The following is a 21,063-nucleotide window of genomic DNA, read 5'->3' as shown; positions in this document are numbered from 1 at the left end:
CGCACCGGTGTGTATCAGGTCTGTGGACGCCGCTCCGCCTGGGGAGGAGGGTCAGGAGGTGGTGCCCTGCTGCGCGGCCAGAACGCGGATGCCGGAAGCGACCAGCGTCCACGAGCTGCCGCGACGGCTGAACAACCGGCCCTGGTCGTCGAGCACCCGCACGCTCGTGCTGCCCGCCGCCAGCGACCGGGTTCCCTCCGGCGCGACCGAGTCGGTGCCGCGACCGCCCACACCGAGTTCGTGCAGGGTGCTCACGCCGTCGGCGCTCGACAGCACGCCCACCGTGGTGTCGTCGAGCCAGGCGAGGTCGAACGAGCCCGGCTGCGAGAACGACAGCACATGGGGCGGGCCGAGATCGATGTCGCCGCTCACCCGCTGGATGCCGGCCACCCAGACCTCCCGCGCCCCGGAGACCGTGACGATGGCCGCGATGCGCGTGCCGTCCCGCGAGATCTGCATGGCCGTGATCTCGCCGGCATCCGGCCACGCGTTGCCGACATCACGCGGGACGCCCTCGGGACTGATGGCACGCACCTGCGTGGGTGTCGTCGCCGGGACGCTCCAGATCGCGCCCTCGGCGTCGATCGAGGGGGTGATGAGACCGGGGCGGTCGTCGAGCAGGAAGGTACGGCCGTCGGACAGGGCGCTGGCGACCGCACCCTGCCGCGTCCGGACGGCCGCGAGGCTGCGATCGGCCTCCAGTTCGACGGCCGCCGGCTCGAGCGATTCGACCGCGTCGGAGAGCCCCGCGATCGGCTCGACCGTGTCGCCCGCGAGCGACCCGAACGCGCCCGCCGCCGTGAGCACGGCCGGCGAGGGGTCGACGCGCGTCACGCGGACCTGCACCTCGGTGGCGGCGATGGGGGTGCCGTCGACGGTCATCTGCACCTCGCTGATCCCGGCGGTGGCGAGGCTCCGCGCGAGCTGGGTCTGCATGCGGTCGAGCCGCGTACGGTCCAGACTCAGCGCCGCCTGCGGCAGCTGTACCTGGGCGACGCCGTTCTGCGACAGCGTGACCGAGCGGCCCACGAGCGAGAGCTCGTCGGGGAAGGCGGACGCCACCGCACCCGCCAGCCAGGCACTGGGCTGCCCGTCGACCAGGGCGGTCGCCACCCGGCTGGCCACCAGCGCGCGGGGGAACCAGCGCACGTCGGGGACGATGAAGTCGAAGTTCGGGTCGAAGTACGCGATGGATGCCGTCTGATAGACGGTCGGGAAGACCTCCTCGTACAGCACGACGCCGTCGGGTGCCGAGGTAATCCGCCACTGATCGTCAACCCGCGCCAGCGAGAACGACAGCGTCTCGGCCGTGCCGGAGGCCGCGGGGGCGTAGGCGCCGTTGGCATCCACCTCGGCCGTCGCGGTCAACGACACCGACACCGAGGTGCCGTCGCCGGCGGCCGAAGAGCGCCTGTCGACCAGACGGTCGATCGTCACGCGCGCTCGAGGATCCCATTGCGTCCCCGGGGCGAGGAAGAGCTTCGCCGTCGCCCAGTCGTCGGCGGGGCCGGAGCCGGCGCGGAGGAACCCCTCCACGATCTCGGTGGGCGTGGCGTCGTCCTGCGGCCCGTCGGGCACGAACGCGAACGCCTGGGTGTCGTCGGACTGCGGACCGCGACCCGGGTTGACGTAGCCGGTGGTCGGCAGACCCGTGCACGCGGCGAGCGCGAGCACGAGGGCGAGGCTGACGGCGGCGAGCACGCGTCTCATGACGACCTCCGGACGCCGGGCCGGGTGGCGATGGGCTGCGTGAGACCGAGTGCCTCGAGGGCTCCGCCCTGCTCGTCATCGGGCACGAGCGGCAGGGGCGAACCGGTCACCGGATCGCCGTTGCGAGGGAGGGTGAGCACGAAGTTCGACCCCCGGCCCAGCTCCGACCACACCGCGAGCGTGCCACCGTGCAGGCGGGCGTCTCCGAGGGCGATCGACAGCCCGAGACCCGTGCCGCCGATCGTGCGAACCCGCGAGGGATCGGCGCGCCAGAACCGGTCGAACACCCGCTCGACGTCTTCACCGCGCATGCCGAGACCGAAGTCGCGGACGCCCAGAGCGATGGCATCCCGATCGCTGTCGACCGACACGACGATCGGTCGGCCCTCGCCGTGCTCGATGGCGTTGCCGAGGAGGTTCCGCACGATGCGGCGGATGCGGCGGGCGTCCATGTCGACGGGGGTGTATCCGCCCGGGGCGACCAGGCGCACGTCGGAGCCGTGCCCCTCGGCCAGCTGCTCCATCGAGAGGATGACGTCTTCGGCGAGATGGGCGAGGCTGGTGGGCTCGAGTTCGAGCTGCACGGAGCCGGCGTCGTAGCGGCTGATCTCGAGCAGGTCGGTCAAGAGCACCTCGAAGCGCTGCACCTGCGCGTGCAGCAGCTCGGCGGCGCGGCCGGTCACCGGATCGAACTCCTCGCGCTGGTCGTTGATCATGTCGGCGGCGAGCTTGATGGTCGTCAGGGGCGTGCGCAGCTCGTGCGAGACGTCGGAGACGAACCTCTGCTGCACGAGCGAGAGGTCGGCCAGCTCCTTGATCTGCGACTCGATGCTGTCGGCCATGGCGTTGAACGAGCGGTTCAGGGTCGCGAGTTCGTCTTCGCCGCGCACCGGCAACCGCACCCCCAGGTCGCCCGCGGCGAGCTTCGCGCTGGTCTCGGCGGCGTCCGCGATCGGGGTGGTCACCGACCGCAGGACGAACCACGCGATGGCCCCGATGAGCACGACGAGCACAAGCCCCACCACCCACAGCAGCACCTGCACGAACGAAAGGGTCTGCGACGCGCTGACGAGGTCGTACCCCATGTACAGCTCGTACGAATCGACTCCGTCGGATGCGGGGAAGCGGAGCTGGTGTCCGACCAGGATGCCGGGGACCTCGCGGCCGCCGTCGGAGGGCAGCGCCACCGATTGCCACCACTGCAGGTCGGGGCTCGACTGCACCTGCGTGCGGAGGGCATCGGTGACCAGGTCCGAATCGAAGGCGGGTGAGATGAAGGGCTGGGGAGCGAGGTTCGACGGCGGACCGATGCGGTACAGCGCGATCAGATCGCTGGAGGACTGCTGCGACAGCCGCGTCGCGATGCCGTTCATCAGGGTCTGCGCGGCGGCCGGGTCGGTGGAGTCGACCGCGGCGTCAAGCGTCGCCTGCGCGGCCGCGGTGGCCCGCTGCGCTTCCAGCAGCACCTGGTCTTTCCGCGCGGTGAAGAGCTCGTTCTGGATCACGAGCGCCATCGCGAGGCAGGTCGCGAGGATCGTCGCCGCCGTCAGCGTGACCGTGATGAGGATCGTGCGGAAACGCAGCGAACGACGCCAGAGCGTGCGGAGCCGATCGCGCATCCGCCGCCAGTCGCGCAGTCCGCGCGCCCGGGGCGGGAGGGTGCGCACCGCCCCCGTCATGACTCGCTCAGGCCACCGCGCCGGCGCGGTAGCCGACACCGCGCACGGTGGTCACGATCCGCGGGTTGTCGGGGTCGGCCTCGATCTTGGCGCGCAGGCGCTGCACGTGCACGTTCACCAGACGCGTGTCGGCCTTGTAGTGGTAGCCCCACACCTGCTCGAGGAGCATCTCGCGCGAGAACACCTGCTGGGGCTTCTCGGCGAGAGCGACGAGCAGCTCGAACTCCAACGGGGTGAGCGCGATCGGGACATCGCCCCGGCGCACCTCGTGCGCGGCGACGTCGACGACCAGGTCGCCGATACGCAGGGTCTCATCGACCGGAGCCTGAACCGGACGCAGGCGCGTGCGGATGCGGGCCACGAGCTCCTTCGGGTTGAAAGGCTTCATGATGTAGTCATCGGCGCCCGACTCGAGGCCCTTCACCACGTCGGCGGTGTCGGTGCGCGCGGTGAGCATGATGATGGGCACCCCCGACTCCGCGCGCACGCGCGTGCAGATCTCGATGCCGTCGACGCCGGGCAGCATTAGGTCGAGGAGGATGAGGTCGGGGCGCTCGCTGCGCCATGCGTCCACGGCCTGCGCGCCGTCGGCGCAGAACACGGTGTCGAATCCCTCGGTGCGCAGCACGATGCCGATCATCTCGGCAAGCGCGGTGTCGTCGTCGACAACCAGGATCCGTGAAGTCATTCGGGTGTGCGTCTTCCAGCTCGGACCCGCTCGGAAACGGGCATGTCGCCCCGGTGGGGGCACGTCTCATCGAGAGTAGTCGACCTCCCTGCACGCGAGGCGAGCGTATCGGGGGTGTGTGACACGATGAACGGACCGCCATGTGACGAGGAGGCGCCACCGTGACCGCGTATCCGGCCTGGACTCCGGCATCCCGCCCGGGGATCGTTCCGCTGCATCCCTACGGGTTCGGCACGATCCTGGGCCGTTCGTTCGTCGCGCTGCGCCACAACCCGAAGGTGCTCCTGGGCTTCGCGCTGATCGCCCAGACCGCGGCCTACCTGATCCTCACGGCGGCCGTCGCCGGCGCGGCGGTCGCCAGCTTCACGCGACTCGACACCGTGGCCCCCGGCAGCGACGACTACGACGCCATCCTGGCGGGTTCGATCGTGCTCACCGCGGCCACCGCCCTCGTGCTCGGCGTGGCCACCGGCGCGTTGAGCGTCATCGTGCAGGGCGTCGTCGTGGCCGAGGTCGCGCACGCGGTCGTCTCCGAGAAGCCCACGTTGAAGGTCGTTTGGGGGCGGGTGAAACCGGTGGTCTGGCGCCTGATCGGCTACAGCGCCCTGACCCTGCTCGCCACGGTTGTCGCGCTCGGCGTCCTTGCCGGCATCGTCGCCCTGCTGGTGATGTCGGTGCTGTGGCTCGGCATCCTCGTCGGCATCCTCGCGGTGCTGGGCCTCATCGTGGTGGCCCTCTGGCTCGCCGCCAAGCTGTTCCTGGTGCCGTCGGTCATCATCCTCGAGCGCTCACCCGTGTTCCGGGCCATCGGCCGGTCGTGGCGGCTCACGCGCGGGCGGTTCTGGTCGACCCTCGGCGTGGTCGTCGTCATCTCGGTCGCGTTCAGCATCATCGCCCAGATCATCTCGATCCCGTTCAGCCTCATCGGCAGCCTCGTCCCGGCCATCCTCGCTCCGACCGGCGAAACCGAGAGCGGCGCGCTGATCGGCGTCATCGGCGTGCAGATCCTCGGCCAGTTCGGCATCCTCCTGGTGCAGTGCATCGCGCTCGTCGTGCAGTCCACCTCGGCGGTGCTGGTGTACGTCGACGCCCGCATGCGCGTCGAGGCGCTCGATCACGACCTGCAGACCTACGTCGAGGCGCGTGACGCCGGCGCGACCGATCTCGACGACCCCTACCTGGTCGGCGTCGGGCGGGTCGTCGCGCGGCCGGCACCCTTCGGCGCGCAGGAACAGTCCGGGTACGGCGGGGTGTCGGGCTACGGCGCTCCCGCCGCTTCTCCGGTCTACGGCGCTCCCGCCGGGTCACCGGTCTACGGCGCCCCCGCCGGGTCCCCGGGCTACGGCGCTTCCGCCGCTTCTCCGGTCTACGGCGCTCCCGCCGGGTCACCGGTCTACGGCGCTCCCGCCGGGTCACCGGGCTACGGCGCTCCCGCCGGGACCCCGGGCTACGGCGCTCCCGCCGGTGACGCCCCGCCACCGCCGCCCGTCCCCGCGCCGAACGCCCCGCCCACGCCGCACCCGCAGAGCCCGACCACTTGGGCCGCCCCCGGCTCGAACGGCGACGCGTGACCCTTCCGACGCTCGCGACAGCGCTCCCGCTCCTCCCCGATCCCGACCAGGCGCGGGAGTGGGCCGAGCGCGAACTCGCCGACCCGGCTTACGAGGCGGCTGAACCGACGATCATCGACCGCATCGCCCAGGCGGTGGGCCGGTTCCTCGGCGACCTGCTGCGCGTGCCCGACACAGCGGGATGGGGCCCGTCGGCGCTCATCGTCCTCGCGATCGTCGTCGCCGCGCTGATCGTCGTTGGCCTCCTCATCTGGGGGCGCCCCCGGCTCGCGCGGCGCGCCGCGCCGGCCGCCCACGCCCTCTTCGACGACGACGACGCCCGCTCCGCGGATGAGTTGCGCGCCGACGCCGCCCGCGCCGCCGCCCGCGCGGATTGGGACGAGGCCATCGTGCTGCGCTTCCGCGCCGTCGCGCGCGGTCTCACCGAGCGCGGGCTCGTCGACCCTCCGCCGGGCGCGACCGTTCGCGCCTTCTGCCGTGATGCGGCGGCATCCCTCCCCCCTCTCGCCCTGTCGCTGGAGGCCGCCGCGGAGATCTTCGACGACGTGCGCTACCTCCGCCGGCCCGGCACCGCCGAGCACTATCGGTCGGTCGCCGACCTCGACGATCAGGCCGTGCGCACGCGCCCGACGCCGGCGGTCACCGCGTGAGCGTCGCGGAGGCGCCGCCCCGGTCACGACGTCGGGGCGCGCTCGGATGGGCGGCACTGGTCGTGGCGGTGCTCGTGGTCGCCCTCGTCGGCGGCACCCTCGTCTTCGGCGGATACTCGCAGCGCGACGCCCTCGACCCGGAGTCCGCGGGGGCCGACGGTACGCGGGCCGTCGTCCGCGTGCTCGAGCAGCAGGGCGTGCGTGTGGTCATCGCCCGCGATCGCCGCGCCGCCGAGCGCGCGCTGGAGGGCGGCGAGGCCTCGCTCGCGATGCGCGACGCCCCGATGCTGTCCGACGACGCGCTGCGCGACGTGACCGGTCGCGCGAGACACGTCATCCTGCTCGAACCCCGTTCGCGCACGCTCGACGTGCTGCTGAACGGCTCTCGTACGGGCGGTTTCGCCGACGATCGGGCGGTCGCCGCCGACTGCCGCGTGCCCGCGGCCGCGAACGCCGCGACAGCACGGGTCGGCGAGCTGATGACGCCCGGCGACGGGGTGCGGGGGTGTTTCCCCGTCGACGGAGAGGTCGGCCTCCTCTTCAGCGAGGCGAACGGCCGCACGGTCACCGCGCTCGACGCCCTGGCGACGGCGACGAACGCCACCCTCCCGCTCGACGGCAACGCCGCCCTGGCCCTGGCCGTCCTCGGCCAGACCGACACCCTCGTCTGGTACGTGCCCTCCCCCGCCGACGCCGACCGCGCCGCCGACGCCCCGACGCTCGGCGAGCTGACCCCGCCGTGGGTCACCCCCGGCATCCTGATGCTGCTCGTCGCCGCCCTGGTCTCCGCCCTCTGGCGCGGGCGCCGGTTCGGCCCCCTCGTGACCGAACGCCTGCCGGTCACCGTGCGGGCGAACGAGACGACCGAGGGCCGCGCGCGCCTGTACGCCACCGCGCGAGACGCGCCGCACGCCCTCGACGAACTGCGACGGGCAGCGCGCTCGCGCCTGCAGCGGCTGCTGGGATTGCCGACGCGGAGTGCGCCCGACCAGGTGGTCGACGCGGTCGCCGAACGACTGGGGGCGGATCGCGCCCGGGTGCGCGCCATCCTCGCCGACGACCGGCCCCGCACCGACCGCGACCTCGTCGCTGCCGCCGACCGACTCCGCGACCTCGAGGCGAGCGTGCGCGCCGCCGTCCGAACCGAAGGGACCACCCGATGACCGACAGCCCCGAGAACCCGGCCTGGCCCGCCCCGTCGTACCCGGCCGCGGACGCCGTCCCCGAGGCACCCGCGCCGGCCGACGGCACCGCCCCCGCACCGTCGCACGCGGCCCCCGCCACCACGCGCGCCCAGGCCCGCGCCGCCGACGACCACGCGGCCCTGCGCGAAGCGATGCACCGCGTGCGCGTCGAGGTGGGCAAGGCCGTCGTCGGGCAGGACGGCACGGTCACGGGCCTGCTGATCGCGCTGCTCTCGCGCGGCCACGTGCTGCTCGAGGGCGTCCCGGGCGTCGCGAAGACCCTGCTCGTGCGCTCGTTCAGTCGTGCACTGGGCCTCGACACCCGCCGCGTGCAGTTCACTCCCGACCTCATGCCGGGCGACGTCACCGGTTCGCTCGTCTACGACCCGCGCGCGGGCGGCTTCGACTTCCGCCCCGGTCCCGTCTTCACCCACGTGCTGCTGGCCGACGAGATCAACCGCACGCCCCCCAAGACCCAGGCGGCCCTGCTGGAGGCGATGGAGGAGCGACAGGTGTCGTCCGACGGCGAGAGCCGCCCCCTGCCCGACCCGTTCCTCGTCGCCGCGACGCAGAACCCCATCGAGCACGAGGGCACCTACACGCTGCCCGAGGCCCAGCTCGACCGCTTCCTGCTCAAGCTGATCGTCGACCTGCCCGGCCGTGACGCCGAGGTCGACGTGCTCCGCCGGCACGCGAGCGGCTTCGACCCGCGACGGCTCGGCGACGCGGGGCTCGCGCCGGTGGTGACGGCAGCCGAGATCCTCGCGGCGCAGCGCGCCGCGGCATCCGTCGCCGTCGACGACGACCTGCTCGGCTACGTCGTCGACCTGGCGCGCGCGACCCGGCAGAGCCCGTCGGTGCTGGTGGGGGTGAGCCCGCGTGCGACGACCGGACTGCTGGCCGCGGCGAAGGCCTGGGCATGGCTCGGCGGGTACCCCGCGATCACCCCCGACCACGTGCAGACCATGCTCGTGCCCGTGTGGCGCCACCGCATCCGCCTGCGTCCCGAGGCGGAGATCGAGGGCGTCTCGGTGGATGCCATCCTCACCTCCGTCCTGCAGCAGACCCGCGTCCCCATCTGATGATCGTCACCGGCCGCCTCGCCCTGCTCGTCGCCCTCGGCGTCGTGCCTCTCGTACTGCTCAGCAGCGCGGGGGTCTCGGCGTGGGTCGCCGCGGGCGGATGGATCATGCTGTGCGCGGTGCTGGCGGCCGTCGACGTCGCGGCGGCGGGCGATCCGCGCCGCGTGGAGATCACGCGCGTCCTGCCGGAGCGCGCCCTGCGCGACGAGCCGATCGCGGGCGAGATCCGGGTGCGCAACCTCGGCACCCGCCTACTGCGAGCGCGCGTGCGCGATGCCTGGCAGCCGACCGCCGGAGCCCCGGCGGAGCGTCAGAGCGTCACCGTGCCGCCGGGCGAACGCCGGGGGGCGCCGCTGCGGCTGCAGCCCCGCCGTCGCGGGGAGCTGCGCAGCGCCTTCGTCGTCGTGCGCTCGGTCGGACCGCTGGGTCTCGCCGGCCGCCAGGCCGTGATCGACGCCCCCGCGCACCTGCGGGTGCTGCCGCCGTTCACCTCGCGCCGGCACCTGCCCTCGCGCCTCGCTCGCCTGCGCGAGCTCGACGGCAACACCACCCTGCAGGTGCGGGGTCCGGGCACCGAGTTCGACAGCCTGCGCGAGTACGTCCGCGGCGACGACGTGCGCTCGATCGACTGGCGGGCCACCGCCCGCGCCGGGACGACCATGCTGCGCACCTGGCGGCCCGAGCGCGACCGCCACGTCGTCATCGTCATCGACACCGGGCGCACCGCCGCGGCTCGGGTGGGAGACGGCGTGCGACTGGATGCCGCGCTGGAGGCGGCCCTGCTGCTGGCGGTGCTGGCGTCCCGCGCCGGCGACCACGTGCACCTGCTCATGTTCGACCGCGTGACCCGCGCCCGCGTCACCCGGATCGAGGGGACGCCGCTGCTGCCCGCGCTGGTGGATGCCATGTGCCCGGTCGACCCGCAACTCATCGACACCGATTGGGATGCCGCCTTCGCCCAGGTGCGCGCGCTCTCGGTGCGCCCCGCCCTCGTCGTGCTGCTCACCGCCGCCGACGACCCCGAGGCCGCGCGCGCCTTCCTCGCCTCGCTCCCCGCCGTCGCCGCACGCTCGCGCCTGCTGGTCGCCACCGCCACGGACGGGCCCGGCGAGACGATGCCGCATCACGATGCCGCCGACGTGTACGCGGCGGCCGCGGTCGAACGCGCGCGCCACGACGCCGAGCGCGTGCGCGATGCCGTCGTCCGCGCGGGCGGCGACGCGGTTTCGGCCTCGGCCGACGACCTGCCGCCCCTCGTCGCCGACCGCTATCTCGCATTGAAGGCGGCGGGTCGGCTGTAGCACACCCAGCCCCCATGCAGCCCCGGACATACGTCGCGGCTTATCCTGAGGGGTACCCTTCGAGCCGTACGCGCGTCCCCTCCGTGCGCGGCTGCGCCGTCTACGCACAGGATGCGGGAGCTCTCTTGCCAGGTAACGCCACCACGCGCTTCGATGATGTGGCCCTTGTTTCGGTGGCGGGCGTCCTGCCCAGCCGCGTGACGACGTCCGACGACATCGAGGCGAGGTTGGCTCCTGCGCTCCAGCGGCTGAAGCTGAAGCCGGGCCTGCTGCGCCGCGTGGCGGGCGTGAACGAGCGCCGCAACTGGGCCGAGGGCGAGTCGTCCGACGAGGCGACGATCGCCGCGGGCAAGCAGGCTCTGGCCGAGGCGGGGGTGCACCCCAGCCAGATCGGTCTGATCATCAATACCTCGGTGACGCGCAAGCACCTCGAGCCCTCGGTGGCCGTGCGGCTGCACCACGGCCTGGGGCTGCCGAGCTCGGCGATCAACTTCGACGTGGCCAACGCCTGCCTCGGGTTCATCAACGGCATGAGCCTCGCCGCCGGCATGATCCAGTCGGGTCAGGTCGACTACGCCCTCATCGTCAACGGCGAGGATGCCGACGAGATCCAGGTCAACACCATCAACCGCCTCGTGCGCGAAGACCTCGACCGCGATGCGTTCATGCAGGAGTTCGCCTCGCTGACCCTCGGGTCGGGAGCGGCCGCCGCGGTGCTCGGCCGCGCGAGCGCCCACCCCGAGGGCCACCGCATCGTGGGCGGCGTCACGCGCGCGGCGACGCAGTTCTACGACCTGTGCGTCGGCAGTGTCGACGGCATGTTCACCGACGCCAAGGCGCTGCTCAAGGGCGGTCTCGACCTCGTCGTCTCGGCCTGGAAGGAGGCGAAGGACGAGTTCTCGTGGACGGGAATGGATCGCTACGTCACGCATCAGGTCTCGTCGGTCCACACCTCCGCCATCGTCCGCGCGGCCAAGCTCGACCGCAGCAAGGTACCCGTCACCTACCCGACCTTGGGCAACGTGGGTCCGGCATCCATCCCCATCACCCTCGCTGCGGAGCAGAAGACGTTGCGCCGCGGCGACCGCGTCCTGCTGATGGGAGTGGGCTCCGGGCTGAACACCGGCATGCTGGAGCTGGCCTGGTGAGGGTCACCGCCCTCGGCGCCACCCTTCCCCCCGTGGGTCTGCCCGGACTCGACCCGGCGCTCTCCCGCCTCGTCGCCGTCGACGGTGTCGCCGCCGACGCCGGTTCCACCCGCACCTGGCACGTGCTCGACACCGGCGACGCGCTCGACGCGCGCGGCATCGAGCCCGTCGGCACCATCGTCGCCGTCCACGGCAACCCCACGTGGTCGTACCTGTGGCGGGCGCTCATCGCCGCCTCTCTCGCTCGTGCCGATACCGGCACCGCGTGGCGCGTCGTCGCCGTGGATCAGCTCGAGATGGGCTTCTCGGAGCGCTCCGACATTCGTCGCACCCTGGCCCAGCGCATTGCCGACCTCGACGCGCTCGTGAACGAGCTCGGCATCCGGGGTCCGATCGTGACCATCGGCCACGACTGGGGCGGACCGGTGTCGCTGGGGTGGGCCGTCGAGAACCGTGACCGCCTCGCAGCCGTCATCGCCCTGAACACCGCCGTGCATCACCCCGACGGCGCCCCGCTGCCGTTCGCGCTGCGCGTGGCCACCGCTCGCGGGATGCTCGCCGCCGGCACGACCGGCACCACGGCGTTCCTCGACACCACCCTCGCCCTCGCCGACCTCGACCCGGCCGTCCGCGCCGCCTTCCGCGCGCCGTACGCCACGGTGGCGCGCCGCCGCGGCATCGGCGGGTTCGTCGCCGACATCCCCGCCACCGCGGCCGATGAGAGCACGCCCGCGCTGCGCCGGATGTCGGCGGGGCTCCGCGAGCTCACGGTGCCGGCGCTGTTCCTGCGCGGTCCGAAAGACCCCGTGTTCGGCGAGGGACACCTCGACGACCTCACCGAGCGCCTCCCCCACGCCGACGTGCACCGCTTCGAAGGCGCCGGACACCTCATCGCCGAAGAGCGCCCGTACGCCGACGTGGTGCTCGACTGGCTCGACGAGAAGGTCGTGGATGCCGGTGACGCGGGCATGACGGCCACAGCAGCCGCGACGCGCCGCACCGCCGCCGGCCGCGGCTCGAAGCCGACCACACCCGCGGAGGGCGCGACACCCTCCCGCGGGCACCTCTGGGACGCCCTCGACGCCCGCCGCGACGACGACGACACCGCGGTGATCGACATGACCGCCACCCGTGACGGCGAGCCGCTCCGGGTGAGCTGGCGTCAGCTCTCGACACGCGTCGACGAGCTCGCCGCCGGCCTCGACGCCTTCGGTGTGCGCGCGGGCGACCGTGTCTCCCTCCTCGTGCAGCCCGGTCCCACCCTCACCGCCGCGCTGTACGCGTGCCTGCGCATCGGCGCGGTGGTCGTCGTGGCCGACCGGGGGCTCGGCATCCGGGGTCTGTCGCGCGCCGTGCGCGGCGCCGTGCCCGACGTCGTCATCGGCGAGGTCGCGGGGCTCGCCGCCGCACGCGCCCTGGGCTGGCCCGGTCGTCGGATCTCGGCCGCGGCGCTGCCCGCCGCCACGAGCCGCGCGCTGGGGGTCGAGGCGAGCCTGTCCGACCTCGCCCGCGCCGGCCGCGGTCGCGCGCTGCCCGAGCCGCCGGCCCCCGACGCCGAGGCCGCCGTATTGTTCACCTCGGGCTCCACGGGCCCCGCGAAGGGCGTCGTGTACACGCACGCGCAGTTGACGGCGCTGCGCGACACCCTCGCCGCCCACTTCGGGGTGACCGCCGACACGGGCCTCGTCACCGGGTTCGCACCGTTCGCGCTGCTCGGCCCGGCCCTCGGCACGCGGTCGGCGACGCCCGACATGGACGTCTCGGCGCCCCGCACCCTCACCGCCGCGGCGGTCGCGGCGGCGGTGCGCGCCTCCGACGCGCGGATGGTGTTCCTCTCCCCGGCGGCCGTGGCCAACGTGGTCGCCACCGCTGCGGCGCTCGCCCCCGACGACCGCGCCGCCCTGGAGCGCGTCGAGACCTTCCTCTCGACCGGCGCGCCCGTGAGCGTCGATCTATTGCGCAGCGCTCAACGGCTCATGCCCCACGCGGTCGCGCACACTCCGTACGGCATGACCGAGTGCCTGCTCGTCGCCGACGTGACCCTGCCCGAGATCGAACGGGCGGCCGGCGACCGCGGCGTCTGCGTCGGCCGGCCGCTCGGCACGGGCCAGGTGCGCATCTCGGCGATCGACGCAGACGGACGTGCGACGGGCGAGCCGACGACGGAGGCCGGCGTGACCGGCGAGATCGTCATCTCGGCTCCCCACCTCAAGCGCGGCTACTTCCGCCTCTACGTCACCGACCGCGAGGCCCGGCGGGGACTCCCCGACCGCTGGCACCGCACCGGCGACGTCGGTCACCTCGACGCCGACGGGCGCCTCTGGGTCGAGGGGCGCCTCCCCCACGTCATCACCACCGCCGAGGGTCCCGTCACCCCCGTCGGCATCGAACAGGATGCCGAGACCGTCGACGCCGTGACCCGCGCCGCCGCGGTCGGGGTCGGACCCGTCGGCCGCCAGGTCGTCGTCGCGGTCGTCGAGGCGGGTGCGCGGCGTCCCGGCCTGGCATCCCCCTCCCTCGCCGACGATGTGCGCGCGTCCACCTCGCAGCGCCTCGCCGCCGTGCTGGTGGTGCCGACGCTCCCCACCGACATCCGGCACAACTCCAAGATCGACCGCACGCGCGTGGCCGCCTGGGCCGAGCGCCTCCTCGCGGGCGAGAAGCCGACGGCGCCGTGAAGGTTCTCGCGACCGGCGCGTCCGGCTTCCTCGGCCGGGCCGTCGTGCGCGCCCTGCACGACGCCGGGCACGATGTGCGCACCCTGCAGCGCCGTCCCTCGGGCGTCGACGGCGCCGACGACCACCTCGGTTCGGTCACCGATGCGGATGCCGTGGCATCCGCCCTCGACGGCGTCGACGGTGTCATTCACCTGGCCGCGAAGGTTTCGCTCGCGGGAGACCCGGCGCAGTTCCGCGCCGTCAACGTCGAGGGAACGCGCACGCTGCTCGACGCGGCCGGAGCCGCGGGGGTCTCGCGCGTCGTGCACGTGTCGTCGCCGTCGGTCGCGCACGCCGGACACGCCCTCGCGGGCGTCGGTGCCGAGCCCGCGGATCCGGATGCCGCGCGCGGCGAATACGCCCGCACGAAGGCCGAGGCCGAGCTGCTCGCGCTCTCGCGCGCGGGCGATGACATGGCGCTCGTCGCGATCCGCCCGCACCTGGTGTGGGGGCCGGGCGACACCCAGCTCGTCGCGCGCATCGTCGACCGCGCCCGCCGCGGCCGCCTGCCGCTGCTCAACGGCGGTACGGCGCTGATCGACTCCACGTACGTCGACAACGCGGCATCCGGGATCGTCGCCGCCCTCGACCGCGTCGACGACGTCAGCGGGCGGGCGTACGTGCTGACCAACGGCGAACCGCGGCCGGTCGGCGATCTGCTCGCGGGGATCTGCCGCGCCTCGGGTGTCGAGCCGCCGCGGTTCAGCGTGCCGGCGGGGCTGGCGCGCGCGGCGGGCGCTGTGGTCGAGCGTGTCTGGGCCGTTCGCCCGGGCGAGGACGAGCCGCCCATGACCCGCTTCCTCGCCGAGCAGCTGTCGACGGCGCACTGGTTCGACCAGAGCGAGATCCGCCGCGACCTCCGGTGGGCGCCCGCCGTGACGCTGGATGAGGGCCTGCACCGCCTGTCGCTCGCCTGACGCGCCGGCATCCTGCTCCGCCGTTCCCGGAGCCCTCTGCCCCGCTGGGCCGCCGCCCCACCCCCGGTGACTTGCGCCCTCCGCCCGCCCCGCCGCCCCCACCTCGGGCGACTTGCGCCCTCCGCCCGCGCCGCCGCACCCACCCCCGCTGACTTGCGCCCTCCGCCCGCGCCGCCGCACCCACCGCGAACACACGCCGCAACTCACCCCCGAACGCCTCCCACGTCACGACAACCCGCGCCTAACGCCCGGCGCATCGACCCACCCCGGTGACTCGCCGCCCCGACCCCGCTGGGCCGCCGCCCCCCACCCCCGGTGACTTGCGCCCTCTGCCCGCCCCGCCGCGCCCACCGCGAACACAGGCCGCAACTCATCCGCTGACGGCGAGCACTCGGCGCCCCCTGACACCGCGCAGGTCGGCACCCGACGAGCACAGGCAGGACGACGGAAGGCCCGCCCCCGATCAGGGGACGGGCCTTGCGTGCACCGCGCCGCGGAGCGGCCGGGGCGGGGCTCAGACCAGGTCGAACCGGTCGAGCTCGGTGACCTTGCGCCAGGCGGCGACGAAGTCGCGCACGAATTTCTCCTTGGCGTCGTCGGAGGCGTAGACCTCGGCGAGCGCGCGCAGCTCGGAGTTCGACGAGAACACCAGGTCGACACGCGTACCGATCCCGATGCGCTCCCCCGACCCGTCGCGAGTGCCCTCGAACGCGTGCTTGCCGCTGTCGAGCGGCTTCCACGTGGTGCCGAGGTCGAGCAGGTTCGCGAAGACGTCGTTCGTCAGCGCACCGGGGGTGTCGGTGAACACACCCCAGTCGCTGCCGTCCCAGTTCGCGCCGATCGCGCGGAGGCCGCCCACGAGCACGGTCATCTCGGGCGCGGTGAGCGTCAGCAGGTTGGCCTTGTCGAGCAGCAGGAACTCCGCGGGAAGCCGCGCCTCGCGCGACGCGTAGTTGCGGAAGCCGTCGGCGATCGGCTCGAGCCAGCGGAACGACTCGATCTCGGTCTGCTCCTGCGACGCATCGGTGCGGCCCGGGGTGAACGGCACCTCGACCTCGACGCCGCCGGCGAGGGCGGCCTGCTCGACACCCGCGTTACCGGCGAGCACGAGCAGGTCGGCGATGGACACCTTCTTCTCGCCCTGCGCGTCGAACTCGGCCTTGATCTTCTCGAGCACGTCGAGCACGGATGCCAGCTGCTCGGGGTTGTTGACCGTCCAGCTCTTCTGCGGCTCGAGGCGGATGCGCGCGCCGTTCACGCCACCGCGCTTGTCGCTCCCGCGGAAGGTGGATGCCGCGGCCCAGGTCGTCGTGACGAGCTGCTGCACCGTAAGGCCGCTGTCGAGGATCTGCTGCTTCAGCGCCGCGGCGTCGGCGGCGTCGATCAGCGGGTGGTCGACGGCGGGCACCGGGTCCTGCCAGACGAGCACCTCGGACGGCACCTCGGAGCCCAGGTAGCGCTCACGCGGACCCATGTCGCGGTGGGTCAGCTTGAACCAGGCGCGGGCGAAGGCGTCCTGGAACGCCGCCGGGTCCTCAGCGAAGCGACGCGAGATCTTCTCGTACGCCGGGTCGACGCGCAGCGCCAGGTCGCTGGTGAGCATGCGGGGCTCGCGGCGACCGGCGGAGTGCGCCTCGGGGACCATGTCGGCTCCCCCGCCGTTGACCGGACGCCACTGGTGGGCGCCCGCGGGGCTCTGGAAAAGCTCCCACTCATAGGCGAAGAGGATGTGGAAGAACTCGTTGTCCCAGCGGGTGGGGTGGTAGGTCCACGTGACCTCGAGACCGCTGGTGATGGTGTCGTCGCCCTTGCCTGTGCCGTGGCTGTTCTTCCAGCCGAGGCCCTGGTCGTTGATGTCGGCGGCCTCCGGGTTGACGCCGACGTGCGAGTCGCTCGCCGCGCCGTGCGTCTTGCCGAAGGTGTGGCCGCCGGCGATGAGCGCGACGGTCTCCTCGTCGTTCATGGCCATGCGGCCGAACGTCTCGCGGATGTCGTGGGCCGACAGCTGCGGGTCGGGGTTGCCGTTGGGACCCTCGGGGTTGACGTAGATGAGACCCATCTGCACGGCCGCGAGAGGCTTCTCGAGCTCACGGTTGCCCGTGTAGCGCTCGTCGCCGAGCCAGGTGGTCTCGGGGCCCCAGTACACGTCGTCGTCGGGCTCCCACACGTCGGTGCGGCCACCGGCGAAGCCGAAGGTCGGGAAGCCCATGTCTTCGAGGGCGACGTTCCCGGCAAGGATCATGAGGTCGGCCCACGAGATCGACTGACCGTACTTCTTCTTGATGGGCCAGAGCAGGCGCCGGGCCTTGTCGAGGTTGACGTTGTCGGGCCAGCTGTTCAGCGGGGCGAAGCGCTGCATGCCCGCTCCCGAGCCGCCACGACCGTCGGTCACGCGGTAGGTGCCGGCGCTGTGCCAGGCCATGCGGATCATGAGGGGGCCGTAGTGGCCGAAGTCGGCGGGCCACCAGTCCTGCGAGGTGGTGAGCGCGGCCTTGATGTCGGCCTTGACGGCGGCGAGGTCGAGCGCCTCGAACGCGGCTTTGTAGTCGAAGCCCTCGTCGAGCGGGTCGCGCAGGGCGTTGTTCTTCGCGAGGATCTTCACGTTCAGGGACTCGGGCCACCACACGCGGTTGGCGGAGCCCTGGGTCGGGTGCGGCAGGGCGCCGGCGGGCTCGCTGTCGGCGGGGGCTTCGCCCACCGGCAGTCGGTTGTCGTCGGGGGCGCCGCCGTCGTGGAAGACGGGGCATCCGTTCAGAGTGTCGCTCATCGGGATCCTCTCGGTTGTTCGGCTTCGGACGTCGCTCGACAATCGGAGCACACGCCCCAGAACGTCACCTCGGCGGTCTCTATGACGTAGCCGCTTCCCTCCGGCGCGTGCAGGCAGGGTGCGGCGCCGACGACGCAGTCCACGTCGTCGATGCGTCCGCATGCGGTGCACACCACGTGGTGGTGGTTGTCGCCCACGCGCAGCTCGAACGTGCCGGCATGGCCGGCGGGTTCGATGCGGCGCGCGAGGCCCGCGTCGGCGAAGTCGCCGAGCGCGTTGTACACCGACTGCTTGCTGGTGCCGGGAAGGATGCCGCGGAGCTGCGCGTACACGGCGTCCGCCGTCGCGTGCGGGTGCGCGCGCAGGGCCTCGAGCACGGCGACGCGCGTCGCCGTGACCCGCAGACCCGCGTCGCGGATGAGGGTATCCGCGGTGGCATCCGGTCGACTATCGAGCACACGACGAGCCTACCTACTTTTGAATGAATCAAAAATGACACGCCGGTGAAAGGTCGGAATCGGGATGCCGTTCACCCGGCCGTCAGCGTCGGCGTGCCCGCCTCGTACTCCGTCAGGTCTCCCGTCTCGCCGGCGCGTGCGGCCCGGCGGCCCACCCACAGCATGTAGAAGAGGAACACACCCAGCGCCCCCGCCCCGATGGCGATCTTGATCTGCCACGGCCAGTCGCGCGGTGTGACGAAGCCCTCGACCACGCCCGAGAGCGCGAGGGCGAAGACGAGGCCCACCGCCACCGTCGCGAGCGAGCGTCCGGCCGCGGCGAGCGCCGCCGCGCGCGTCCGGCGTCCGGGCGCCACCCACGCCCAGAAGATCTGCAGCCCCGCCGCTCCCGCGACGAAGATGCACGTGAGCTCGAGCAGACCGTGCGGGAGGATGAACTGGAAGAACACATCGGCGCGGTCGAAGGCGATCATGATGGCGGCCGACTGGCCCACGCCCACGGCGTTCTGCATGATGACCATGACCGGCCAGATGCCGGTCACCCCGAACATCACGCACTGCGCCGCGATCCAGGCGTTGTTCGTCCAGACCGTCCCCGCGAAGATCGCATTCGGATTCTCGCGGTAATAGTCGATGAACTGCTCGTCGGCGTAGTTCTGCAGATCGCTCTGCGCGCCGAGCGCGGCGACGGTCGCCGGGTCGCTCGAGATCCACGCGGCCACCAGCGTCGACACCGCCACGAAGAAGACCGTGACCGCCAGCGTCATCCACCGCACCCGGTACAGAGCCGCCGGCAGCTGAAGCAGGAAGAAACGCGGCAACTGCTTCAGAACGTTTTCGCGCACCCCGGTGAGGCGCAGACGCGTCCGCGCGAGCAGGATCGACACGTAGTCGCCCTGGGGCGTGCGTCCGGCCGAGCTCTTGATGTCGGCGAGGTCGGCCGACGCCGCGCGGTAGCGGGTGACGAGCTCATCGACCTCGGCGCCGTTCAGACGCCGCGTGCGCCCGAGCTCGTCGAGGCGTGCCCACTCGTCGCGGCGGGCGGCCGTGAGGGCGTCGAGATCCATGTGGTCAACTGTACGCATGGCTTCGTCGACGCCCCCGGCCCCCGCGGCCGCCCTCGTCCACATGAGCGCCGACGAGACGCTCACCGGCGAGGCGGTGGCCCTCGACGTGCAGCCGGTCGGCCTCTTCCTGCGGGCCGTCGGCGCGCTCATCGACTTCCTCGTCGGCGTGGCCCTGCTCATCGGGGGTGGGCTGCTGCTGGTCGCCATGGTCGGAGAGGGCACGCTGCCCGAGTCGGCCATCGGTATCGGCGTCATCTCGCTGCTGGTGCTGGTCATGGTCGTGGTGCCCACCACCATCGAGACGCTCTCTCGCGGGCGGAGTCTCGGGCGTCTGGCCGTCGGGGCGCGCATCGTGCGCGCGGACGGCGGGGCGGCGGGCTTCCGCCACGCGATGATCCGCGCACTGATCGGTGTGCTGGAGCTCTGGTTCACGCTCGGCGCAGTCGCGGCGGTGGTCGGCATGTTCACGCCCCGCGCGCAACGCCTCGGCGACCTGCTCGCGGGAACCGCCAGCGAACGCACCCGCACACGCCCCCTCCCGCCCGCCGCACCCGGCCTCCCGCCCGGGCTCGATGCCTGGGCCGACGTCGCCGACGTCTCGCGGCTCCCCGATCGCCTCGCCGCCCGCGTGTCGCGCTTCGTGCGCGGTGCGGACGCCCTGGAACCCGCCGCCCGGGCGCGCGTCGCGGCATCCCTCGCCGAGGCGGTGGCGCCCTTCGTGTCCCCCCATCCCACGGTGGATGCCGAGACGTTCGTGCGCGCCGTGTCGGCGGTGCGACGCGATCGGGAGTACCGCGCGCTGCTGCTCGAGAACGAGCGCGCCGCGGCGCTCACCGAGCGTCCCTGAGGCCCCCGGCCCCACCGCTGGCCCGGCGCGGAGCGCGCCGCGAACGCCCTCGTGCGCCTCGGGGCGCGTTCTGCCGTTCGGGCGACGCAGGAGGCACCCGCGTACTCGGTTTGGGGCGGATTCCGCCGTTCGGGGCGGAAATCCACCGCCCCAAGTGGCCGATCCCGCCCCAGATCGCCGATCCCAACCCGAACTCCCGCGACGCTGGCAAGCCCCGCACCGCGGCAGCGCGGGAGCGGCGGGGCCACGCACGAGACACCCGTCTGCTCGGTTTGGGGCGGATTCCGCCGTTCGGGGCAGGAATTTACCGCCCCAGTCGGCCTATCCCGCCCCAAACGGGCGAGCCCGCTCCGAACGTCCGAGCCCGCTCCCCACGCGACTCGTTCCCGGATGCCGCGGAAGCGGCGTCAGGCGCGCAGCGTCTCGTGGCGCACGACGACCCAGCCCTGCGGAACCGACAACCGGTCAGCGTGGATGGCGCAGAGGTCGTGGGCGTGCGGATCTCCGGCACGGCCCAGCGGGCCGAGCGCCGCCATCTGGTCGCCGTAGTCGTAGGTGAGGGTGCTCATCGCCTCGCGGGCGCACCCGACCTTCGAGCAGAGTCTGTCTCGCATCGCGGGCCAGCCTAATCAGCAGGCCTCGCGCTGCAGCGACGCCGCGCCGTCTGCCCGCGGGCCGACTCGAGCACAACGGCGGGACTTCGGGGCGACACGCCGGGTGCCGGCGCCGAACCCGCGGCGTGTCCACACGGACCCCGCCGTTGTGCCCGGGCCGGCCGGCGATGGCCGTCGTGGGCAGCGGGTTCGACCGGCGACCGTAGGATGGGCGCATGATGCGTCGCCGATCCCGCGCGGCACGACCGGTCACCCGCCCGTCGCGACACGGTCGTCACGGGCGCGAGAACCGCAGCCCGGTGGTGCGCCCGCCACTCCCCCCGATCGACACGCGTGTCGAACGCTTCGACGTCGCGGTGAGCACCGCCGCGGAGTTCCTCCGCTCCGCGTGGTCGGAGCTGCGCGAGGTGTCGTTCGAGATCGGCATCATGCCGCCCGCGGCAGACGACGGCATCCCGCGGTGGACCGTTCTGCGCGACGAGAAGCGCATCATCCTGTATCGCATACCGATCGAGCGTCTCGGTCACCCGCACCAGGATGACGACCTGCACCGTCGCATGATGATCGAAGGTGCGGTGTTCCGCGCGGCCGCGGAATACCTCGACCGCGACCCCTGGGACCTCGGGCCCGAGCGCTTCCGCTTCTTCTGAGCCCGCCGCGACC

At 73.0% G+C, this 21,063-nt stretch carries 17 protein-coding genes; 10 read left to right on the top strand and 7 right to left on the bottom strand.

The window, feature by feature from the left end; translation table 11 throughout:
- Positions 1-51: 51 nt before the first annotated feature.
- The 3 genes from AS029_RS08270 to mtrA are packed head-to-tail and all read right to left on the bottom strand — an operon-like array spanning position 52 to position 4,077.
- Positions 52-1,710, bottom strand: a complete 1,659-nt coding sequence (locus AS029_RS08270) for an LpqB family beta-propeller domain-containing protein (RefSeq protein WP_058232126.1) — start codon at positions 1,708-1,710, stop codon at positions 52-54.
- Positions 1,707-3,389 carry an MtrAB system histidine kinase MtrB gene (gene mtrB, locus AS029_RS08265; protein ID WP_058232125.1) on the bottom strand — a complete coding sequence of 561 codons (1,683 nt, stop codon included), beginning with the start codon at positions 3,387-3,389 and terminating at the stop codon, positions 1,707-1,709. The genes AS029_RS08270 and mtrB overlap by 4 nt, the downstream gene beginning before the upstream one ends.
- Before the next feature lie 7 nt (positions 3,390-3,396).
- Entirely contained in the window at positions 3,397-4,077 is a 681-nt protein-coding gene (gene mtrA / locus AS029_RS08260; protein ID WP_058232124.1) for an MtrAB system response regulator MtrA, read from the bottom strand.
- A 161-nt stretch (positions 4,078-4,238) separates the two neighbouring features.
- Here mtrA and AS029_RS17585 point away from each other — a divergent pair, with 161 nt between their 5' ends.
- From AS029_RS17585 to AS029_RS08220, 8 genes are all read left to right on the top strand, one after another.
- Positions 4,239-5,648 (top strand): DUF7847 domain-containing protein, encoded by a 1,410-nt coding sequence (locus tag AS029_RS17585; protein WP_058232123.1) that lies wholly within the window; start codon positions 4,239-4,241, stop codon positions 5,646-5,648.
- A complete protein-coding gene (locus AS029_RS08250) occupies positions 5,645-6,298 on the top strand; it encodes a DUF4129 domain-containing protein (RefSeq protein WP_058232122.1) in 654 nt (217 codons plus the stop codon). The genes AS029_RS17585 and AS029_RS08250 overlap by 4 nt, the downstream gene beginning before the upstream one ends.
- Entirely contained in the window at positions 6,295-7,461 is a 1,167-nt protein-coding gene (locus tag AS029_RS08245) for a DUF4350 domain-containing protein (protein WP_058232121.1), read from the top strand. Before AS029_RS08250 ends, AS029_RS08245 begins: the two co-directional genes overlap by 4 nt.
- A complete protein-coding gene (locus AS029_RS08240) occupies positions 7,458-8,564 on the top strand; it encodes an AAA family ATPase (RefSeq protein ID WP_082642230.1) in 1,107 nt (368 codons plus the stop codon). The genes AS029_RS08245 and AS029_RS08240 overlap by 4 nt, the downstream gene beginning before the upstream one ends.
- Positions 8,564-9,865 carry a DUF58 domain-containing protein gene (locus AS029_RS08235; protein ID WP_058232120.1) on the top strand — a complete coding sequence of 434 codons (1,302 nt, stop codon included), beginning with the start codon at positions 8,564-8,566 and terminating at the stop codon, positions 9,863-9,865. The genes AS029_RS08240 and AS029_RS08235 overlap by 1 nt, the downstream gene beginning before the upstream one ends.
- Before the next feature lie 125 nt (positions 9,866-9,990).
- Entirely contained in the window at positions 9,991-11,013 is a 1,023-nt protein-coding gene (locus AS029_RS08230; protein WP_058232119.1) for a 3-oxoacyl-ACP synthase III, read from the top strand.
- On the top strand, positions 11,010-13,691 hold the full coding sequence (locus AS029_RS08225; RefSeq protein WP_058232118.1) for an alpha/beta fold hydrolase: 2,682 nt from the start codon (positions 11,010-11,012) through the stop codon (positions 13,689-13,691). The genes AS029_RS08230 and AS029_RS08225 overlap by 4 nt, the downstream gene beginning before the upstream one ends.
- Positions 13,688-14,647: an NAD-dependent epimerase/dehydratase family protein gene (locus AS029_RS08220; RefSeq protein ID WP_058232117.1), complete on the top strand. Its 960-nt coding sequence runs from the start codon at positions 13,688-13,690 to the stop codon at positions 14,645-14,647. Before AS029_RS08225 ends, AS029_RS08220 begins: the two co-directional genes overlap by 4 nt.
- A gap of 514 nt (positions 14,648-15,161) precedes the next feature.
- Here AS029_RS08220 and katG read toward each other — a convergent pair.
- The 3 genes from katG to AS029_RS08205 form a co-directional block, all read right to left on the bottom strand.
- Complete coding sequence (gene katG / locus AS029_RS08215) at positions 15,162-17,414, bottom strand: catalase/peroxidase HPI (RefSeq protein WP_139168068.1); 2,253 nt, start codon at positions 17,412-17,414, stop codon at positions 15,162-15,164.
- The gene (locus tag AS029_RS08210) at positions 17,411-17,872 is read right to left on the bottom strand and encodes a Fur family transcriptional regulator (protein WP_058232116.1); all 462 of its coding nucleotides are present in this window, start codon (positions 17,870-17,872) and stop codon (positions 17,411-17,413) included. Before AS029_RS08210 ends, katG begins: the two co-directional genes overlap by 4 nt.
- Before the next feature lie 71 nt (positions 17,873-17,943).
- Positions 17,944-18,939, bottom strand: coding sequence for a stage II sporulation protein M (locus AS029_RS08205; protein ID WP_058232115.1), 996 nt, complete (start codon positions 18,937-18,939; stop codon positions 17,944-17,946).
- 16 nt (positions 18,940-18,955) lie between these two features.
- Here AS029_RS08205 and AS029_RS08200 point away from each other — a divergent pair, with 16 nt between their 5' ends.
- Positions 18,956-19,786, top strand: coding sequence for an RDD family protein (locus tag AS029_RS08200; RefSeq protein ID WP_058232114.1), 831 nt, complete (start codon positions 18,956-18,958; stop codon positions 19,784-19,786).
- A 407-nt stretch (positions 19,787-20,193) separates the two neighbouring features.
- On the opposite strand, the gene AS029_RS08195 is transcribed toward AS029_RS08200, so the two are convergent.
- Positions 20,194-20,400, bottom strand: a complete 207-nt coding sequence (locus AS029_RS08195) for a DUF3499 family protein (RefSeq protein ID WP_058232113.1) — start codon at positions 20,398-20,400, stop codon at positions 20,194-20,196.
- Positions 20,401-20,615: 215 nt separating this feature from the next.
- Between AS029_RS08195 and AS029_RS08190 the strand changes: the two genes are divergently transcribed.
- Entirely contained in the window at positions 20,616-21,050 is a 435-nt protein-coding gene (locus AS029_RS08190) for a metallopeptidase family protein (RefSeq protein WP_228375911.1), read from the top strand.
- Positions 21,051-21,063: the final 13 nt, after the last annotated feature.

Origin of the sequence: Microbacterium enclense, assembly GCF_001456955.1 — a bacterium.
Taxonomy (GTDB): domain Bacteria; phylum Actinomycetota; class Actinomycetes; order Actinomycetales; family Microbacteriaceae; genus Microbacterium; species Microbacterium enclense.
The sequence above is the reverse complement of the archived record's forward strand: the minus strand, read 5'-3'. Positions and strand labels throughout refer to the sequence as shown.